Source organism: Mesorhizobium sp. STM 4661 (assembly GCF_000359125.1).
In the GTDB taxonomy this organism is placed as follows: domain Bacteria; phylum Pseudomonadota; class Alphaproteobacteria; order Rhizobiales; family Rhizobiaceae; genus Mesorhizobium.
On the sequence record NZ_CAAF010000082.1, the window covers coordinates 316,544 to 334,521 of the forward strand.

The window sequence follows — 17,978 nt, forward strand, 5'->3', positions numbered from 1 at the left end:
AATGATCAGGCATTGTGTTTTCGTCAGATTCCGCAACGACGTTCCCGACGTCGAGCGCGCCGCGATCCATGCCGACCTCGAAGCGCTGCGCTCGGTGATCTCAGGCATGGCCAAGGTCGAGTTCAGCGCCAATGTCAGCCCCGAACCATTCGCGCGGGGTTTCACCCACGGCTTCACCATCGACTTCCGCGATGCCGCCGCTCGCGACGCCTATCTGGTGCATGAAGCCCATCAGCGCGCCGGTGCCCGGCTGATCGCCGCACTTGAAGGCGGCACCGACGGGCTGATGGTGTTCGACCTGGAAATCTAGAACCAATCCTCAAGCCGCGTGTCGAGCCAGTCGACCGATGACACCCAGCCACCGTTGCGTCTCGTCGCACGTCCTGTCATTCCAGGCGTCGTTTGGATCACATGAGCCACGCTGGCGCTGTTCGCTAGTGTGGTCGCCGTCTGCATCATCGTCGTCATCCGCTTCAGTCCGGTAAGGCGCGGCCAGGTGATGACGGTGCTGGGCTGAAGTATCGGCGGCTAACCCAGCCTGAGCGCCACGACGCCGGCAACGATGCTGAGCACGGCGGCACCGCGCCATGCCGTCATCTTCTCGCCAAGCGCGAACACCGAGATCATCATGGCGAACAGGATCGATGTCTCGCGCAACGAGGCCACCGAGGCGATCGGCGCCTTGGTCATCGCCCACATGACGATCCAGTAGGCAGCACCGCTGAGCACGCCGGTATACGCGCCGGCCCTCCAGTCGCGCGCCAGCACCGGCAGCGCCTGCGGTCCGCGGAACATCACGCACAGCACCAGCGCCCACAGCGCATCGCAGACGAACAGCCATGCCGCATAGCTCGACGCGGTGGCTGCCAGCCGCGCGCCGCTGCCGTCGGACAGCGTATAGCTGGCGATGAAGATCGATGTGCCGAGCGCAAAGCCGACGGCACGCAGGTTCAGGCGCTCCAGATGCGCGCCGCCGCGAAACGACAGCACCAGCGTGCCGGCCGACAGAAGAACGATGCCGATGATGGCCAGCGGCGCCGGAAGCTCGGCAACCACCACAATGCCACCCAGAGCCGTCAGCAGCGGCGCGGTACCGCGCGCCAGCGGATAGGTCTGCGCGAAATCGCCGGCCTTGTAGGCGCCTATCAGGAACGTCCTGTAGCCCATATGGAAGATCACCGAGGCGATGATATATGGCCACACTTCCGCCTTCGGTACCTCGACAAAGGGCAGCGCCACCAGTGCCGCCGCGCCCATGCCGAGCGTCATCAGCGTGATCGACAGGAAGCGGTCGAGATGGACCTTGACCAGCGCGTTCCAGATCGCGTGCATGGCGGCGGCTGCAAGCACAGCGAAGAAGACGAAAAGCGTCATGCCCGAGGCATCGCGAGCGGCGTTTCCAGGTCGATGTCGACCCGCAGCGGAAAATGGTCCGAAGCGATTTCACCGATATCGGCGCTGACCGAGCGCACGCGATCCGCGAACATGCCGCCGACGAGACAATGGTCGAGGCGGCGCTTTGCCAGCCTGCCGTCGATGACCTTCTCATGGGTATGGAAGTCCACCGTCGGCTCCTGAGTGACGGCGGCGGCGTCGACGAAACCGTCGAGATAGGCCGCGCCCCGGTGATAGGGCGTGCTGCCGACGATACGCCGGTATTCGGCACTGTCGGGCTCCATGTTGAAATCACCCATCCAGATCGCCGCCAGCGGGTTCTCCGGCTCCGGCTCGCCATTGCTCCAGTTGCGCGCGGGCTCGTCGTCGAGGCCGCTCCACGGTCCACCTTCGAGCGACGCCCTGCGATGCTCGGCAAGCAGATAGTCGATCTGCTCCAGCCGCTCCTCGGCGGCGATATGGGCGAGGTGCAGCGAGAAGAAACGCACCGGCCCGGCAGGCGTGCGGATCATGCATTCGAGCGCGGCGTTGCGGGTGTTGAGCGGACGCACGGTGCGTCGCAGCGGCAGCGTATGCAGCCGCGACCAGACGATCGGCAGCTTCGACAGGATCATCGTGCCGAATTGCCGCCGCCGGTTGAGGATGCGGCCTTCATGCGGCGTGCTGACATCCATGTCGAAGGCCGGGCCATAGACCCAGTAGTAACCGGGTAGCAGTCGCGACAGGAGTTCCGGCTGGTCGTCCTCGTTGGTGCGCTGCCAGTGCCGCTCCACTTCCTGCAGAGCGATGATGTCGGCCCCGGCAACCACCTTGGCGCAGCGCGCAAGATCATAGCGGCCGTCGCCGCCGAACCCGTACTGGATGTTGTAGCTGACCAGCTTCATTGCTTATCCGGCTCAGTTTCGGTGTGGCAGTAGCGGTTCGTCGGATTGCTGGCAATGTGCAGAGGCATGCGTGGAGCTTGGGCCAGATCGCGTCCTGCCTGTCATGTCGTCAGCGGCTGGAACCGCCCGGCCGGCGACGCCGCCAGTTCCGACCAGTCGATCTCTTCCTCCAGGCGATGATAGGCTTCGTCGCCAATCGTGCCGTTGCGGCGCAGTTCCTCCAGCGCATCGCGCTGGCTGCTGATGGCGTAGAGACGCAGCCGGTCATACTCCGTCGCCGCCTGCGCGTTTTCCGGGTTCTCGGCGATCGCGCGCTGGGCCGTATATTGCTCGCGCACCGCTACAGCCGCATTCGATGTCTTGCCCCTCAATACATTCAGTGCGGCTTCCATGATGGCGACACGTGCTCGCGCCACTTCGCGGTCGACCGTCCTGTCCGGGTCGAGGCGCAGCGCCTGCAGCAATGGCTTCAGGGTCATGCCTTGCAGCACCAGCGTGCCGAGAACGACAGCGAAGGCGGCGAGCACGATCGGATCGCGGCCGGGAAAGTCGGCCGGCAAGGCAAACGCCGCCACCAGCGTCACCAGCCCGCGCATGCCACACCAGCCGATGAGCACGCCGCCGCGAAACGTTGGCGCGTCTCGCCTTTGGTCCTCGCTGCCGAAGCGGGCAAACCATCGCATGACAACGCCATAACCCAGCACCCAGACGAGGCGCGACACGATGACGACGGCCAGCACCGTTGCGGCGAAGATGAACGCTTCGGCTTGTCCCTCCCCCGCAAGCCGGCCGACAATAGACCGGGCCTGCAGGCCCATCAGCACGAAGGCAAGCACGTTGAGCACGAAGACCGCCGACTCCCAGACCGAATAGGTGCTGACGCGCCTCCTCGCCGACATCAGGCGCGGCGCCCTGCGCGCTATGGTCATGGCATAGACGACAATGGTGATGATGGCCGAAAGGCCCAGCCTGTCGGCGAGGATCCAGACCGCGAACGTTCCGGCGAATTGCACAACCGTGCTGCTCGCCGCATCTTCGATCCGGGAAAGCGTCAGGAGTGAAAGACGACCCAATATGTAGCCGGCGACAACACTTCCGACCGTTGACAACAGGATCGTCGGAATGGCGTTGCTCAGCATGATAGAGCCGAGCGTCGCCGAAACCGCCAGCCGGTAGATCAGGAGCGCGGTGGCATCGTTGAGCAGGCTCTCGCCCCGCAGGATGGCGGTGATGCGATGCGGCACCTTGAATTGCCCGAGTACGGCACTCGCCGCCACCGCATCCGGCGGCGCGACAATGGCGCCGAGCGCTATTGCCGCGGCGATCGGCAGTCCGGCCATTTTCCAGCCGACGAACGCAACGATCGCCGTGGTGAAGATGACGGCGCCGAGCGCCAGAGCCACCAGCGGCAGCCGATAGCGGTTAAGGTCCCGCAACGATGTGTCGTAGGCGGCATCCAGAAGCACCGGCGCGATGAACAGCGCCAGCGCCAGCTCCGGGTCGATCTCGATCGTCGGCGCGCCAGGCACGAAAGCGAGACCGGCGCCGGCCAGAGCCAGCAGCGAAGGATAGGGTATCTCCAAACGCCGCGACAGCCCCGTCAGCGCGACGGCGATCAACAGCAGAACGAGGGTCAGTTCGAAAAGCGCCATGCCTCATCGTAGCGGCGAAGCGAGATCGTTGGCAGTGGCAAAACCGCAAGATGCTGTTGATTGTCCAGCCGGCCGACCTTGTCTGGCAGTATGCACCGGACATGTCCTCGGCATATAGATAGTCATGATCCTCATCGGCCAGTATGACTCGCCTTTCGTTCGCCGCGTCGGCATCGCGCTGACGCTCTACGGCCTGCCCTTCGAGCATCGGCCATGGTCGGCCTTCGGCGATGCCGACAAGATTCGCTCCTACAACCCACTGACGCGGGTGCCGACACTGGTGCTGGACGACGGCGAGGTGCTGACGGAAAGCCACCAGATGCTCGATTATCTGGACAGCCTGATTGCGGTCGAGCGAAGGATGTTTCCGACAGGCGAGCCTGCCCGCCATCAGGCGCTGAGGATTGCGGCCCTGGCCACCGGGCTCGGCGACAAGAGCGTCAGCCTGTTTTACGAAAAGCGCTTGCACGAGAAGGTCTCCGACCTTTGGGTCGGCCGCTGCCGGACGCAGATAGAGAGCGTCCTGGCTGCATTGGAAGCGGACCGCGCCGCGAGGCCTGGGGCCTACTGGTTCGCTGACCGCATCGGCCATGCCGATGTCGCGGTTGCCGCCGTGCTGCGTTTCCTTGGCGAAGCGCATCCGGGCATGGTTCCGCTGGCCGGCTTTCCGGCGTTAGCGGCTCATGCCGCGCGGATGGAGGCACTGCCCGTCTTTCAGGCGATCTCGCAGCCTTTCATCCCGCCGGCCTGAACGCGCTTCGACCCTGTCGGTTTCTCACGGGATCAGTGCAGCACCAGCATGTCGCCTGATGAGAACGAGATCTCGGCCTTTTCGCCGACGGCCGGCGGCGGGGTGGCCGGGCTGTTGAACGTGTCGAGCGAGACCGTGCTGCCGCCGATGCCGACGCGCACCCGGATCACAGAGCCGAGGAAATGCACCTCGGAGATTTCGCCGGAAAGGCTGGAATCGCGGCCGGGCTGACGGCCGAGCGAAATTGCTTCCGGCCGCAGCGCCAGCGACAGCGTGTCGCCGGATTTCGAACCGTTGAGCTTGCCCTTGAGCGAGACTTCTTGCGTGTTGACGCGCACCTTGCCCGAAGCGGCATCGGTGACCGTGCCTTCGAGCACATTCAGCGTGCCGACGAAATTGGCGACGAACTTGGTTGCCGGCCGGTTGTAGATCTCGAACGGCGTGCCGACCTGCTCGGCCTTGCCGCCATACATGACGGCAATGCGATCGGAGATCGATAGCGCCTCTTCCTGATCGTGCGTGACGAAGATCGTGGTGATGCCGAGCTTCTTCTGGATCGAACGGATTTCCTCGCGCAGCGACACGCGCACCTTGGCGTCGAGCGCCGACAGCGGCTCGTCGAGCAGCAGCAGCTTCGGCTTTGGAGCGATCGCACGCGCCAGCGCGATGCGCTGCTGCTGGCCGCCGGAGAGCTGGTAGGGATAGCGGTCGCCCATCTGCGGCAGCTTGATGATGTCGAGCATCTCGGCGACACGTCTGTCGGCATCGGCCTTTGGCATGCCCGCCACCTTCAGGCCGAAGGCGATGTTCTGCGCCACGGTCAGGTTCGGAAACAGCGCATAGGCCTGGAACACCATGCCGACATTGCGCTGGTTGGGCTTCAGCCGGGTGATGTCCTTGCCGGACACGACGATCTTGCCGGCGCTCGGCTCCTCGAAACCGGCGACCATGCGCAGCACGGTCGTCTTGCCGCATCCCGATGGGCCGAGGAAGGAGACGAATTCGCCCGGCTCCACGTCGAGGCTGAAATCCTGGACCACGGTGTTGGTGCCGAAGGATTTTCGGACATGCTGGATGGAGAGGAATGGCTCGGCCATGGCTTTTTCTTTCGATCAGTACTTTTCGATCAGTTTGGGCGGTTCGCCGATCTCGGCGCGAAGCGGGACAGGATCTGGATCAGCGACATGCAGCCCCAGGTGATGGCGAAGGCGATGATGGCAAGTGCCGCCGGCTCATAGGCGCGATTGGCGCCAATGTTCTGCAGATACGGGCCGAAGGCCGGCCGGTTGAGCAGGCTGGCCATGGTGAATTCGCCAATGACGATGGCGAAGGTGAGGAACGCGCCCGACAGCACCGCGATCAGCACATTGGGCAGGATAACGCGGGTGATGATCGTGCCCCAGCCGGCGCCAAGGATCTGCGCTGCTTCGGTCAGTGTCCGCACATCAATGGTGCGCAGCCCGGTGTCGACGGCGCGATACATGTAGGGCAGCGCCAGCGTGGCATAGCCGATGACCAGCAACAGGTCGGTGCCGCGGTCGCTCGCCAGGAACGGTAGCGGCGAATTCGAACCGTACATTCTGATGTAGCCGAAGACGATGACGATGGCCGGGATGACCAGCGGTAGCAGCGTGATGAACTCGACGATCGGCCGCAACTGCGGCAGGCGCAGCCGGATCCAGTAGGCAGCCGGCACGACGATCAGCACACCTATGATGATGGTGAAGATGGCAGCGAGCACCGAATAGCCGAACGTCGCCTGGAAGCGGGCATCGCCGAGCACGATCTGGTAGGCGTCGAATGAGTAGGTGCCGCGCCGCATGCGCATCGAGAATTCCACCGTCGCGATCAGCGGAATGAAGAAATAGGCCGCGCCCAGCGCAAAGACGACCCAGGCCCAGAAACGTCCGGTCTTCATTTCAGCCACCTCTCCGAGCGTGTCCGGAACCAGATGTAGAAGACGTTGGCGAGGCCGGTGATGACGATCATGCCGAAGGCGATGGCATAGCCGAGATGGGGGTTATGCAGCACGTCGCCGCGGATCTGCGCGTAGAGCAGGATCGGCACGATGTTGAGCGAGGAGCCGGTCAGCGCGTAAGCGGTGGCGATGGCGCCGAAGGCATTGGCGAACAAGAGGATGACGGTGCCGAGGAAGCTCGGCCAGATCACCGGGATGACCACCATGCGCCAGAACTGGGTCTGCGTCGCGCCAAGCGTCGCGGCGGCTTCACCCCATTCCTTCTTCAGCCCGTCGATCGCCGGCACGATGATCACCACCATAAGCGGAATCTGGAAATAGACATAGGTCAGCGTCAGGCCCCAGAAGGACAGGATGTTGAAGCCATGGGCGTAGATGTTGAGGCCGAACACGGTGTTCAAGATCACAGTGGCGAGGCCGAGCCGGCCGAGCGTGGCGAGGAAGGCGAAGGCCAGCGGCACGCCGGCGAAATTCGAAGCCACGCCGGAGAAGGTCAGCGTCGCCGAGCGTATCCATTCCGGCAGGCCGCCGCGCACGATGGCGATGGCGATGGCGAGCCCCGCGAAAGCGCCGATCAGCGACGAAGCAAGACTGATCTTGATCGAGATCCAGTATGCGGCAACGATCGTTGGTTGCGAAAGCGCGATGATATTCTCTAACGTGAATTCACCCGCACCGTTCTGGAATGCGCCCAGCATCAAATAGAGCGTGGGCAGGATCAGGAACATGATGGCGAAGATGAAGAATGGCGCCACGCCGAGCCACTGCGTCGGCAGCCGCAACGCACGCGCCTCGCTGGGCGGCGCGGTCTTCCCCGCGATTGTCTGATCGGAAAGCGAGAGATCGGTCATGCGCCGGCTACCGTCTTCGAGGGACACCGGGCGGCCATCAGGCCGCCCGGTGGCTTTCAACCTTACTGAACGTTGGCGCCGACGACGGCGTCCCAGTTCTTGGTGATGGCTTCCTTGGACTTGGCCTGCTCGTCGAGCGTCGGGAACACCGCGACCGCGTAGGACTCGGCCGGAGGCATCTTGGCCATCATGTCCGCCGGAATCTTGCCGTTCTTGGCAAGATCGTTGAAGCGGATCGGGTGGCAATAGCCCTTCAGCCAGCCGAGTTGGCCTTCGTCGGAATAGAGATATTCCAGCCACAGCTTGGCGGCATTCGGGTGCGGCGCGTAGGCGCTGATCGCCTGCACATAGACGCCAGCGACGACACCGGTCTTCGGCACGATCACGTCGACCGGCGGGTTGCCTTTCAGCGTGTCGCGGCCGGCAAGCGCATTGTAGTCCCAGGTGATCAGGATCGGGGTCTGGCCCTGGGCGAGCGTCGCGGCCTTGCCGATGACCGGCACGAAATTGCCGGCGGCGGCGAGCTTCTTGAAGAAGTCGAGACCAGCGGTGCCGGCGGCTTCGCCAGCCGCGGCGCCCGTCGACAAGCCAGCGGCGTAGACGCCCTGGATGGCCTGGTTCGAAGCGCGCGGATCACCAGCGAGAGCGACCGAGTTGGCAAATTCCGGCTTCAGCAGGTCGGCCCAATCGGCAGGCGCTTCCTTTACCAGATCCTTGTTCACTTCGAACGAAAGCACGCCATAATAGTCGCCGGTCCAATAGCCTTCGGCATCCTTGGCGCTGTCGGGGATCGAGTCCCAGGTCGACACCTTGTAGGGCATCAACAGCCCATCGGCCTTGGCGGAGGGGCCGAAGGACAGGCCGACATCGATAACGTCGGGCGCCTGCGGGCCTTTGTTGTCCTTGTTGGCCTTGATCGCCTCGATCTCGTCGCCGGAGCCGGCATCGGGGTTGAGCTCGTTGATGGTGATTTCCGGATATTTCGCCTTGAAGCCGGCGATGACGTCGCCGTAGCCGCACCAGTCATGCGGCAGCGCGATGGTGGTGAGCTGGCCTTCCGCCTTGGCGGCGGCGACCAGTTCATCCATGGACTGGGCCGACGAGATGGCAGAGGTCGCCATCAGGGCGACGGCCGAAAGGGAAAGCACTTTCCCTGTGAATTTGAACATGTGTTCTCTCCGTTGAACTGACGCCGTTGGACGCCTGCGATGCGGTATCGTTTTCGTGTGACAGCCAGATGAAAGCTTTGTGAAAGCGGTGCCCGCAGTGCGAAAAGTAAACTCTTTTTAACCGGTTGTAGCAATCACTCCGCGATTCTTTTTCCGGCTAACTACTTTCTGCTTTACCTTTCATCCTTCCCCCTTTCTTTGCCCTTTCACTTTCTGGATCAAATTCTGGCGCGAAAAACGCCTCACACGGTGCCCGCGATAGCGTTCTTGAGCAGCGTCAGCGCCGCCTTCCTGGTCAGCTTGACCGGGTTGCCGCCGGCGGTCGGATCGACCACCGCCATGTCGGCGATCAGCCCCTTGCGCTTCTTGTCCATGTCGAGCCCCTTGATCAGGCCCGGCAGCGCATGCGGCACCTTCAGCTCCTTGCGCAGCTTGATGATCGCCTTGGCGAAACCGTCGAAACCGCCCTTGATGCCGCAATAGGCGGCGAGCCTGGCGATACGCACCTCGATGGCGTCGCGGTTGAAGGCCAGCACATAAGGCATGAACACGGCATTGGTCATGCCGTGATGGGTATCGTAGAGCGCGCCGATCGGATGCGACAGCGAGTGTATGGCGCCCAGCCCCTTCTGGAAGGCGGCGGCACCCATGGCGGCCGCGCTCATCATATGGGCGCGGGCGACCAGATCCTTGCCGTTGGCGTAGGCCTTCGGCAGGTTTTCGAAGACCAGCCGCACGCCTTCCACCGCGATGCCGTCGGCCATCGGATGATAGCCCGGCGCGCAATAGGCCTCGAGGCAATGCGCGAGCGCGTCCATGCCGGTGCCTGCGGTGATGAAGCCCGGCATGCCGACCGACAGTTCCGGGTCGGCAATGACGATTGCCGGCAAAAGTTTCGGATGGAAGATGACCTTCTTGGTGTGCGTCGCCTCATTGGTGATGACGCCGGCGCGGCCGACCTCCGAACCGGTGCCGGCCGTCGTCGGCACGGCGATGATCGGCGCGATCGCATCGGAGTTGGCGCGCGTCCACCAGTCGCCGACATCCTCGAAATCCCAGACCGGCCTGGTCTGCCCGGCCTGGAAGGCGATCAGCTTGCCAAGATCGAGCGCCGAGCCGCCGCCAAAGGCGATGACACCGTCATGCCTGCCCTGCTTGAACACGGCAATGCCGGCGGTCAGGTTGGAATCCACCGGGTTCGGCTTGACCTCGGAAAACACGCCATAGGGCACCTTGGCGTCGTCGAGGATCTTCAGCGTCGAGGCGACGACCGGCAGCTTGGCCAGCCCCGGATCGGTGACGAAGAGCGGGCGCCTGATGCCGGCGGCATCAAGCACGTCCGGCAATTCCTTGATGCGTCCCGCGCCGAAGCGGACGGTGGTCGGGTAGTTCCATTTGGAGATGAGCTTGGACATTTTTGTCTTTCAAAATCAGATGGCTTCGCGCAGGTGATATGATTTCGGCCGGGTCAGGTTGTCGTAGCCGATGGCCGAAAGGGCCGCGCCCTTGCCGGTGTCCTTGACCCCGGTCCAGACCAACGCCGGGTCGAGATAGTCGCAACGGTTCATGAACACCGTGCCGGTCTCGACGCGGTCACCGATCGCCATCGCGTGCTCGGTATCGCGGGTCCAGATCGAAGCGGTCAGCCCGTAGGGACTGTCGTTCATCAGCGCGATCGCCTCCTCGTCATTGCGCACCTTCATGATGCCGACGATCGGCCCGAAACTTTCCTCGCGCATGACGCTCATCTGGTGGTCGACCCCGGTCAGCACTTCAGGCGCCAGATAGGGCGAGCCGGCCATGTCGTTGGCCACCTTCATGTTGATGTGTGCCTTGGCGCCCTTACGCAACGCTTCGGCCTTCTGCTCGCGGATCAGGTCGGCGAAGCGCGCCTGCGCCATCGGCCCCATCGTCGTCGCCTGGTCGAGCGGACTGCCGACGAGGTAATTCCTGGTCTCGGCAATGAAGCCTTCAACGAACTCATCATAGACCTTCTCGTGCACGTAGACGCGCTCGATGCCGCAACAGCATTGGCCGGAATTGAAGAAGGCGCCGTCGACCAGATTGGCCACCGCATGGTCCATCTTGGCGTCGGGCAGCACATAGGCCGGGTCCTTGCCGCCGAGTTCGAGGCCGAGCGTCATGAAGGTGCCGGCGGCAGCCTTTTCGATGGCGCGGCCACCGCCGACCGAGCCGGTGAAGTTGACATGGTCGATCTTGCCCGAACCGAGCAGCTTCTCGGTCTGGGCGTGGTTCATGACAAGGTTCTGGAACAGGCCCTTGGGCAGGCCGGCCTTGTCGAAGGCCTGTTGGAAGCGTTCGCCGACCAGCAGCGTCTGCGCAGCATGCTTCAGGATGACCGCACTTCCGGCCATCAGCGCCGGCACGATGGTGTTGACGGCGGTCAGATAGGGATAGTTCCACGGCGCGATCACCATGACGACGCCGAGCGGCACCTTCTTCACATAGCGGCGGAACCCATCCTTCGGATTGGAGGCTAAGACCGGCTTCAGCGCCGCCTCGGCGATCTCGACCATGTAGTTGACGCGTTCCTTGACGCCGCCGAACTCGCCGCCATAGCGCACCGGGCGGCCCATCTGCCAGGCGATCTCCGGCACGATCTCGTCGGTCATCGCGACCAGCGCTTCGAGCATGGCGAGCATATACTTGCCGCGCTCGACGACCGGCACCTCAGCCCATTTCTCCTGCGCCGCCCTGGCGCGCTCGACCGCGGCGTTGATCGCCTGATCGGTTGCGATCGGCCGCTCGACATAGATCGAACCATCGATGGGGGATTTGAGTTTTACGGTTTCCAAGTGGGCGTCTCCATATATCGAAAGGCAAAGCGTCAGCAGGCAAGGGCGCGAACATGCCCGGCTCTTGCATAATCCAGTATTGACTGATCGCGCGTCACGAGCGTCAAATCGAACGCCCGCGCTGTCGCGATCAATATCCTATCCGCCGGATCGCCGTGGAGCGATCCAGGCAAGAAAGACGATTCAATCAACAATTCCGGCGAAAGAGCCTCGACCTTGATGCCTGGCGTGGCGATCACTTCCCCAAAAATGCTTGCTGGCGACTTTGCTGCCGCCAACCGGCCCTTAGCGCTCAGCAGGCCCAATTCCCAGGCCGAAATGGGGGAAACCCGGACCTTCTCGTCAACAGCCGCGGCGTTGTTGATGGCAATCTTGGCTTCCGGCCTGATTGGCTCGTTCAGCGCTATCCATATGATCGCGCAAGTGTCGAGCAGCAGCCTGTGCGTCACGGCAGCACGTCAGGCTCAAAGGCCGGCCTCGTGTAATCATGTCCTTGGAGAAGCGTGACCTTGCCTGTCCATATGCCGAAAAGAGGATGGTCGGTATTTCCCTGCGGAAGTTCGTAGCTAGCCTGCGCTGGTTCCGCCATTCCCGAACGAGTCTTGTCTGTGGTAGCCATATTCGGCTTTCGATAACCTTCGGGCCATCCCTCCAGTTTGAAATCCACCCGCTCGTTCGCAAGATCGACACGAGACGCCCGGTAGTTTGCGCGCAACCAGGCGCGCGCCTGGCTGTGCCCGCTCGGGCTGTTCGCCCACCATTCCTCCCGCTGTCGTGCCGACGGCGGCAAGCGGCCACCGATAACTTGCTCGATCTCTGCGAAGCTCATCGACATCTGGCCCTGGCCCGAGAATAGGAGATGCTCGAAAAGCGGATGGTATTTGGTTCCTTCGGTCATCGCACAAGCCTAGTTCAACCAGCGTTTTCGGTCAAGGTATAGATAGTATCTTACTATCTTTCTAATACCGCTCGAATCCCCTGTGCAGTTCCCAATCCGTGATCCGGCGGTCGTATTCGAACTGCTCCCAGCGCGCCGTGTGCACATAGTGTTCGAGCACGTCCTCGCTAAACGCCTGCTTCAGCATCTTCGATTTCGCCAGCGTCTCGGTCGCGTCGCGTAGCGTCTTCGGAATCTCCGGCAGGCGCGACGCCTGATAGGCATCGCCGACGAAGGGTTTTTGCAGTTCCAGCTTCTCGTCGATGCCGGCTAGGCCGGCGGCGATCAGTGCTGCGAAGGCGAGATAGGGGTTGAGGTCGGCGCCGCCGATACGGCACTCCATGCGGATGCCCTTGGTGCCCTCGCCGCACAGGCGGAAGCCGGCGGTGCGGTTGTCCTCGCTCCACATGATCTTGGTCGGCGCGAAGGTGCCGGCCTGGAAGCGCTTGTAGGAGTTGATGTAGGGCGCCAGGAACCAGGTGAATTCCTTGGCGTATTTGAGCTGGCCCGCCGCCCATTGCTGGCCGAGCGTCGACAGCGTCCAGTCGGCCTTTTTGTCGTAGAACAAGGGCGTCTTGCCGTCGGCGCTCCACAGCGAATTGTGGATGTGGCTGGAATTGCCGGCGAGTGCATAATTGTACTTGGCCATGAAGGAAATCGCCTTGCCTTCGGACTCGGCGATCTCCTTGGCGCCGTTCTTCAGGATGACGTGGCGGTCGGCCATGTCGAGCGCCTCGGCGTAGCGCACATTGATCTCTTCCTGGCCGGGACCCCATTCGCCCTTGGAGTTCTCGATCGGAATGCCGGCCGCTTCCATCTCGTTGCGCAGCCGTCGCATGACGCCTTCTTCCTTGGTGGTGATGCCGATCTGGTAGTCGCCGATATAGGGGGAAGCGGTGTCGAGACTTTGCCAATGCTTCTTGCGGGCCGAATCGTAGGTCTCGCTGAACAGATAGAATTCGAGTTCGGAGGCGAAATAGCCGATATAGCCGCGCTCGGCGAGCCGCTTGATCTGCTTCTTCAGCATGGCGCGCGGCGAATGCGCGAGGTCGTCATGGTCGTGGTGGTCGAGCACGTCGCAGATCACCAGCGCGGTCCTTTCCAGCCACGGAATGCGCCGCAGTGTCGAAAGGTCCGGCTTCATGACGAAATCGCCATAACCCTTCGACCAGCTTGCCGCCTTGTAGCCCGGCACCGGTTCCATATCGATGTCGGCGGCCAGGAGATAGTTGCAGCCATGCGTCTCGTCATGCGCGGAATCGACGAAATACTGCGCCAGGAACCGCTTTCCCGCGAGCCGCCCCTGCATGTCGACGATGCAGGCCAGCACCGTGTCGACCTCGCCGCTGGAGACCGCTTTCTTCAATTGATCGAACGAGAAATTTCCGGCCATTCCTTTGGCACTCCAGCGCTTGTCGATTGAAACGGGAAACCGAAACCATGGCCGGCGCGAGGCCGGCCATGGCCGTGATGGTGGGGTCAGTGGCCGGTTTCGCCGACCGCCTGTTCCGCCGCCCTGATGGCGGCCTGGCGCTTGGCGATCTGGTCGCCGATCGGCGGGCCCTGGAAGCGGCGATTCTCGAAACCGAACCAGAGCACGGCGGTCAGCACGATAAAGCCCAGTGTAATGTAGAGCACCTTGTCGTTCGGTGGCTGAATGGCGATGTAGAAGATAATCACCATGCCGATGACCGACAGGATGCAAAACAGCTTGAACAGACCGGCGCCGAGATTCCACGGGCCGGGATTTGGCCATTTCTCGGTTCCGAAAGCCATCATGCCAAGCACGATCGGAATGATGAAGGACAGAAACAGGAACACCAGCGTCGAATTGACAACGATGGTGTAGATGTTGGTGCCGCCGATCGAGATGAACTGGGCAAGAAAGACATAGATGATTTCGAGGGCCGCAGCGGTCCAGATGGCGTTGACCGGCGTGCGCCAGGCTGGGCTGACCTTGGCGAGCGAGGCCGAGCCAACCGGCATGCCGCCGTCGCGCGAGAAGGCGAACAGCATGCGCGAGGCCGAGGTCACCGTGGCAAGGCCGCACAGAAACTGGGCGATCAGGATGGCCAGATAAAGCAGTGTCTTCAGCCATGCCGGCAGGATCGCGTCCATGGTGGCAAAGAACACGCCCCAGCCCTGCTTGGCGCCGACGGCCAGATCCGGAATTGCCAGGACGATGGCGCACAGCATCACCCAGCCGATCAGCGACGACCACAGCACGGACGAAACAATCGCCCGCGGGACCGAGTGCGCGGCCTTCAACGTCTCTTCCGAAGTGTGCGCCGATGCGTCATAGCCGGTGATGGTGTAGACCGGCAGCAGCAGGCAGAGCAGGAAGAGGTACATCATGGAATCGGTTTGCGGGAAAACGCCGCCACCCGCATCGCCCGAATAGTTGGTGAACGTCCACAGCCGCGTGATGTCGATCGCCGGTGCAAACACCAGGCAAGCCACGATCAGCACCGCCGTTGCTCCGAGAATCAGGAAGCCGGAAGCATCCGTCAGCATGGCCGTGAGCTTGATGCCGAAGTGATTGAGCAGCGCCTGAAGGACGGTTATGAAGGCGACGAACCCGACGATTTCGCCCGGCGTGCCCGTCATGCCGAACGCCGCGCCGAACGTGCCGACGAAGAAGAACGCGGTGCCGATATTGATGGCGCCGAGCACCGTGATCAGGCCGAGCAGGTTGAGCCAGGCGGTGAGCCAACCGGTGAAGCGGTTGCCGAGGATCGACGCCCAGTGATAGAGGCCCCCGGCGGTCGGGAATGCCGAGGCGATCTGCGCCATGGCAAGGGCGAAAAATCCGGAAACGGCGCAGCCGACGATCCAGCCGATGCCGGCGCCCGCGCCGCCGATCGACGACGTGGCTTGCGCGAAGGAATTGATGCCGCCTGATAGGATGCAGATGATCGAGAACGAGATGGCGAAATTCGAGAAGCGGCTCATGCTTCGCGACAGTTCCTGGGCATAGCCCATTCCGTGGAGGACCTTCAGGTCCTCCTTCTTATCGACGTCCGAATAGTCTTGCGCTGACATTTTTGTCCCCTTTTTGGTTCTTAGCTGGCCGATTGTACTGACTTTCCCACTGCGCTTGGTCGGGAGCCGCTGGCCTCGTCGGGCTCCAGATCTAGAAAAATGCCTGTGAGCAGATCCGCCCATTTCCGCTGCCCGGCCTCGCCGGAGATTTCGTCGTTGCGGATTTCGATCATCGCGCAGGGAAGCCCCCGCGAGCGCGCGTGCCGCTCCAGCGTGAAATAGACGCGGTCGGCCGGCGAATAGGGTTCGTTGACGCCGACCGTGATGCCGGCGAGGCGCTGAAGCGCGGCAATGAGTGGAGACGCGAGCCGGCGGTCCTCGTCATGGATGATGCCGATGTGCCATGGCCGGCTCTTGCCCTTGTAGACCGGGGTGAAGGAGTGGACGGACACCAGCCGAGTCTCCTGCCCCCGCGCCAGCCTTTTGTAGATGACGTGGCCGACCGCATCGTGGAAGGGCTGCCATGACAAGGCGACGCGCGCGGCGCGCTGCTTGTCCGACAGGCCGGCATTGCCGGGAATGATCGTGGTCTCGCTGACCGGCGGCACCAGGTCCGGTGCGTCGAGCGGCCGGTTGCAATCGATGACGAGACGCGAAATGCGGGTCTCGACCAGTGTTGCGTCAAGCGCCTCGGCCATGCGGCGAGCGACCGGCAGCGCTCCGGGATCCCAGGCGATATGGCGGGAAAGCTCTTCGGCAGCGAGGCCGAGCGTTCCGAATTCGGCCGGCAGGAAGTTGGAGGCGTGGTCGCAGGTGAAGACGAAGGGGCTCGAGCCGCCGGGGTTGGTCACCCTTACGGTCTCAGAGGATGCAAGGCTGGCGGGCCGTGCTGTCTCCATTGTCTGCCGTCCCCGGGGAGCGCTGTATCGTATGTTACGTATTTTGCCTCATTGCGTCCCTGTGGATGATTTCATACAGTTTGTCCGGCTTTGTCAAACGCGATTTCCGTTAGCTAGGCCAAGAGCGGGGGAAAACATGATTTCCAGCATTGCCGAACTGATCTCGGACCGCATCGGCGCGATGCCGGCCGGCGAGCGGCGCGCCGCCCAGACATTGATCGCCAACTACCCCTTGATCGGCCTGAAGACCGTCGCCGAATTCTCGGCGGCAGCTGGCGTGTCGTCGCCGACGATCCTGCGTTTTGTCGCCCGGCTCGGCTTCCAGAACTATCCTGAATTCCAGTCGGCGCTGCAGGACGAACTGGCGGCGCAATTGCAGTCGCCGGCGTCGCGCACGCTCAATCCATCGTCGCCGGGTGGTGGCGCGGTGTCGCCAATGCTGGAGGCGACGCTCGACAACATGCGCGAGACCTTCAGGCACCTGTCCGACAAGCAGCTTGCCGACATTGCCGCAAAACTCGCCGACCGGCGCGGTAAGACATTCCTCATCGGCGGCCGCTTCACCGATCCGCTGGCACGCTACATGGCCGCCCACCTCGCCATCGTCCAACCCAATGTCTTTCACCTCGCCGGACAGGAAAGCATCTGGCGCGACCGGCTGATCGACATGGGCAAGCGCGACGTGCTGATCATCTTCGACATCAGACGCTACCAGGACAGCCTGGTGCGCTTTGCCGAGACCGCGCATCAGCGCGGCGTGCAGATCGTGCTGTTCACCGACCAGTGGCTGTCGCCGATCGCCCGCTTCGCTCGCCATGTCATTGCCGGACGCACCGCGGTGCCTTCGGCCTGGGATTCCTCGGCCGCCCTTTTCGTCGTCGCCGAAACGCTGATCGGCGCCGTCACGAGGCAACTCGAGGCCGACGGCGCCAAGCGCATTCGTGAGCTGGAAAGCCTGCGGTAGGGTCCCCAATCACCCCGAACGACCGGGTTCGACGCCGTTGCGATCATCGGCAACAGACGTCGCGGCGGCTCGAAAAACGACCTCAAAATCCCCTCTCGCCTCAAAATCCCTCTTGAACGTCGTTCCGGCGACGCTACGGGGTCAAGTCCAAGACTGCTGTCCTGCTCCGCATGTCGACGGGAAGGGAAACGTGCTCGTGCGTGATCATCCATCTGTCTCCGGATCGACGAAATGCATTGCTCACGCGTACCCAGTAGTCGACATTCGCGCCTGTTTTCAGGGTGCCACGCGCTCGGATAAGCATCCATGCGGCGGCAACCGCGTCGCCGGCCGCAATATCCAGTTGGCCAAGCTCCTGGCCAATCGGACCAGACCAGCGGGGAAACCAATCTAAGAACCGCTCGCGAAGAGCGTTGGATCCCACATACCGAAGCGGCGGTACGAGGTCGAAATAGACTATGTCGTCGGAGTAAAGGGACATAAGCCACTCGATGTCCTTGGCGCCCATGGCAGCCGATCGACTCTCCAGCAGCTCCCTGATCGCGGCTTCAACGCCAGGCATCGTCTCCTCCAATCTCAGCATTTTGCCGGCTTGCCGAGGCTGTCTCTTCCCCTCCCACGTTGTCATCAAGGTAACCACCGATAGTGCTCCCCGACAAGCAGCCTTCACCACTTGAAACAATCACGGAAATCATCCTGG

18 protein-coding genes are annotated in these 17,978 nt (G+C 62.8%); 3 read left to right on the forward strand and 15 right to left on the reverse strand.

Going from position 1 to position 17,978, the window contains the following annotated elements:
- The first annotated feature begins 1 nt into the window (after nt 1).
- Nucleotides 2-310, forward strand: a complete 309-nt coding sequence (locus MESS4_RS28830; RefSeq protein ID WP_006338983.1) for a Dabb family protein — start codon at nt 2-4, stop codon at nt 308-310.
- A 218-nt stretch (nt 311-528) separates the two neighbouring features.
- Here MESS4_RS28830 and MESS4_RS28835 read toward each other — a convergent pair whose 3' ends face one another.
- From MESS4_RS28835 to MESS4_RS28845, 3 genes are all read right to left on the reverse strand, one after another.
- On the reverse strand, nt 529-1,374 hold the full coding sequence (locus MESS4_RS28835) for an EamA family transporter (protein ID WP_006338985.1): 846 nt from the start codon (nt 1,372-1,374) through the stop codon (nt 529-531).
- Nucleotides 1,371-2,279 (reverse strand): endonuclease/exonuclease/phosphatase family protein, encoded by a 909-nt coding sequence (locus tag MESS4_RS28840; RefSeq protein WP_006338986.1) that lies wholly within the window; start codon nt 2,277-2,279, stop codon nt 1,371-1,373. Before MESS4_RS28840 ends, MESS4_RS28835 begins: the two co-directional genes overlap by 4 nt.
- A 101-nt stretch (nt 2,280-2,380) precedes the next feature.
- Nucleotides 2,381-3,931: a sodium:proton antiporter gene (locus MESS4_RS28845; RefSeq protein WP_006338987.1), complete on the reverse strand. Its 1,551-nt coding sequence runs from the start codon at nt 3,929-3,931 to the stop codon at nt 2,381-2,383.
- Between the two features lie 124 nt (nt 3,932-4,055).
- Here MESS4_RS28845 and MESS4_RS28850 point away from each other — a divergent pair, with 124 nt between their 5' ends.
- Nucleotides 4,056-4,682: a glutathione S-transferase family protein gene (locus MESS4_RS28850; protein WP_006338988.1), complete on the forward strand. Its 627-nt coding sequence runs from the start codon at nt 4,056-4,058 to the stop codon at nt 4,680-4,682.
- A 32-nt stretch (nt 4,683-4,714) separates the two neighbouring features.
- Here MESS4_RS28850 and MESS4_RS28855 read toward each other — a convergent pair whose 3' ends face one another.
- The 11 genes from MESS4_RS28855 to MESS4_RS28905 all read right to left on the reverse strand — a co-directional run bounded on the left by MESS4_RS28855 (nt 4,715) and on the right by MESS4_RS28905 (nt 16,314).
- Nucleotides 4,715-5,779, reverse strand: a complete 1,065-nt coding sequence (locus tag MESS4_RS28855) for an ABC transporter ATP-binding protein (protein ID WP_006338996.1) — start codon at nt 5,777-5,779, stop codon at nt 4,715-4,717.
- A 29-nt stretch (nt 5,780-5,808) separates the two neighbouring features.
- Entirely contained in the window at nt 5,809-6,600 is a 792-nt protein-coding gene (locus MESS4_RS28860) for an ABC transporter permease (RefSeq protein WP_006338997.1), read from the reverse strand.
- Nucleotides 6,597-7,511, reverse strand: coding sequence for an ABC transporter permease subunit (locus MESS4_RS28865; protein WP_006338998.1), 915 nt, complete (start codon nt 7,509-7,511; stop codon nt 6,597-6,599). Before MESS4_RS28865 ends, MESS4_RS28860 begins: the two co-directional genes overlap by 4 nt.
- Nucleotides 7,512-7,573: 62 nt before the next feature.
- Nucleotides 7,574-8,680, reverse strand: a complete 1,107-nt coding sequence (locus tag MESS4_RS28870) for an ABC transporter substrate-binding protein (RefSeq protein WP_006338999.1) — start codon at nt 8,678-8,680, stop codon at nt 7,574-7,576.
- Nucleotides 8,681-8,922: 242 nt separating this feature from the next.
- Entirely contained in the window at nt 8,923-10,095 is a 1,173-nt protein-coding gene (locus tag MESS4_RS28875) for an iron-containing alcohol dehydrogenase (protein WP_006339000.1), read from the reverse strand.
- Nucleotides 10,096-10,110: 15 nt separating this feature from the next.
- On the reverse strand, nt 10,111-11,496 hold the full coding sequence (locus MESS4_RS28880) for an aldehyde dehydrogenase family protein (protein ID WP_006339002.1): 1,386 nt from the start codon (nt 11,494-11,496) through the stop codon (nt 10,111-10,113).
- A gap of 32 nt (nt 11,497-11,528) precedes the next feature.
- On the reverse strand, nt 11,529-11,945 hold the full coding sequence (locus MESS4_RS28885) for a type II toxin-antitoxin system VapC family toxin (protein WP_006339004.1): 417 nt from the start codon (nt 11,943-11,945) through the stop codon (nt 11,529-11,531).
- Nucleotides 11,942-12,394: a hypothetical protein gene (locus MESS4_RS31375; protein WP_006339005.1), complete on the reverse strand. Its 453-nt coding sequence runs from the start codon at nt 12,392-12,394 to the stop codon at nt 11,942-11,944. Before MESS4_RS31375 ends, MESS4_RS28885 begins: the two co-directional genes overlap by 4 nt.
- 61 nt (nt 12,395-12,455) lie before the next feature.
- Nucleotides 12,456-13,826: a glutamine synthetase family protein gene (locus MESS4_RS28895; protein ID WP_006339006.1), complete on the reverse strand. Its 1,371-nt coding sequence runs from the start codon at nt 13,824-13,826 to the stop codon at nt 12,456-12,458.
- A gap of 86 nt (nt 13,827-13,912) precedes the next feature.
- Nucleotides 13,913-15,475 (reverse strand): amino acid permease, encoded by a 1,563-nt coding sequence (locus tag MESS4_RS28900; protein WP_006339007.1) that lies wholly within the window; start codon nt 15,473-15,475, stop codon nt 13,913-13,915.
- Between the two features lie 20 nt (nt 15,476-15,495).
- Nucleotides 15,496-16,314 (reverse strand): N-formylglutamate amidohydrolase, encoded by an 819-nt coding sequence (locus MESS4_RS28905; RefSeq protein ID WP_006339008.1) that lies wholly within the window; start codon nt 16,312-16,314, stop codon nt 15,496-15,498.
- Between the two features lie 136 nt (nt 16,315-16,450).
- Here MESS4_RS28905 and MESS4_RS28910 point away from each other — a divergent pair, with 136 nt between their 5' ends.
- Nucleotides 16,451-17,278, forward strand: a complete 828-nt coding sequence (locus tag MESS4_RS28910) for a MurR/RpiR family transcriptional regulator (RefSeq protein ID WP_006339009.1) — start codon at nt 16,451-16,453, stop codon at nt 17,276-17,278.
- A 133-nt stretch (nt 17,279-17,411) separates the two neighbouring features.
- Here the strand turns inward: MESS4_RS28910 and MESS4_RS28915 are convergent, their stop codons facing one another.
- Nucleotides 17,412-17,840, reverse strand: coding sequence for a nuclear transport factor 2 family protein (locus MESS4_RS28915; RefSeq protein WP_006339010.1), 429 nt, complete (start codon nt 17,838-17,840; stop codon nt 17,412-17,414).
- Between the last annotated feature and the right edge of the window lie 138 nt (nt 17,841-17,978).

Excerpts from the sequence above, each read along its gene's own strand:
- MESS4_RS28845 (WP_006338987.1), bottom strand. The coding sequence starts at position 3,931 with ATGGCGCTTTTCGAACTGACCCTCGTTCTGCTGTTGATCGCCGTCGCG.
- MESS4_RS31375 (WP_006339005.1), bottom strand. The coding sequence starts at position 12,394 with ATGACCGAAGGAACCAAATACCATCCGCTTTTCGAGCATCTCCTATTC.
- MESS4_RS28900 (WP_006339007.1), bottom strand. The coding sequence starts at position 15,475 with ATGTCAGCGCAAGACTATTCGGACGTCGATAAGAAGGAGGACCTGAAG.
- MESS4_RS28895 (WP_006339006.1), bottom strand. The coding sequence starts at position 13,826 with ATGGCCGGAAATTTCTCGTTCGATCAATTGAAGAAAGCGGTCTCCAGC.
- MESS4_RS28855 (WP_006338996.1), bottom strand. The coding sequence starts at position 5,779 with ATGGCCGAGCCATTCCTCTCCATCCAGCATGTCCGAAAATCCTTCGGC.
- MESS4_RS28875 (WP_006339000.1), bottom strand. The coding sequence starts at position 10,095 with ATGTCCAAGCTCATCTCCAAATGGAACTACCCGACCACCGTCCGCTTC.
- MESS4_RS28840 (WP_006338986.1), bottom strand. The coding sequence starts at position 2,279 with ATGAAGCTGGTCAGCTACAACATCCAGTACGGGTTCGGCGGCGACGGC.
- MESS4_RS28830 (WP_006338983.1), top strand. The coding sequence starts at position 2 with ATGATCAGGCATTGTGTTTTCGTCAGATTCCGCAACGACGTTCCCGAC.
- MESS4_RS28850 (WP_006338988.1), top strand. The coding sequence starts at position 4,056 with ATGATCCTCATCGGCCAGTATGACTCGCCTTTCGTTCGCCGCGTCGGC.
- MESS4_RS28910 (WP_006339009.1), top strand. The coding sequence starts at position 16,451 with ATGATTTCCAGCATTGCCGAACTGATCTCGGACCGCATCGGCGCGATG.
- MESS4_RS28915 (WP_006339010.1), bottom strand. The coding sequence starts at position 17,840 with ATGCCTGGCGTTGAAGCCGCGATCAGGGAGCTGCTGGAGAGTCGATCG.
- MESS4_RS28860 (WP_006338997.1), bottom strand. The coding sequence starts at position 6,600 with ATGAAGACCGGACGTTTCTGGGCCTGGGTCGTCTTTGCGCTGGGCGCG.
- MESS4_RS28870 (WP_006338999.1), bottom strand. The coding sequence starts at position 8,680 with ATGTTCAAATTCACAGGGAAAGTGCTTTCCCTTTCGGCCGTCGCCCTG.
- MESS4_RS28835 (WP_006338985.1), bottom strand. The coding sequence starts at position 1,374 with ATGACGCTTTTCGTCTTCTTCGCTGTGCTTGCAGCCGCCGCCATGCAC.
- MESS4_RS28865 (WP_006338998.1), bottom strand. The coding sequence starts at position 7,511 with ATGACCGATCTCTCGCTTTCCGATCAGACAATCGCGGGGAAGACCGCG.
- MESS4_RS28905 (WP_006339008.1), bottom strand. The coding sequence starts at position 16,314 with ATGGAGACAGCACGGCCCGCCAGCCTTGCATCCTCTGAGACCGTAAGG.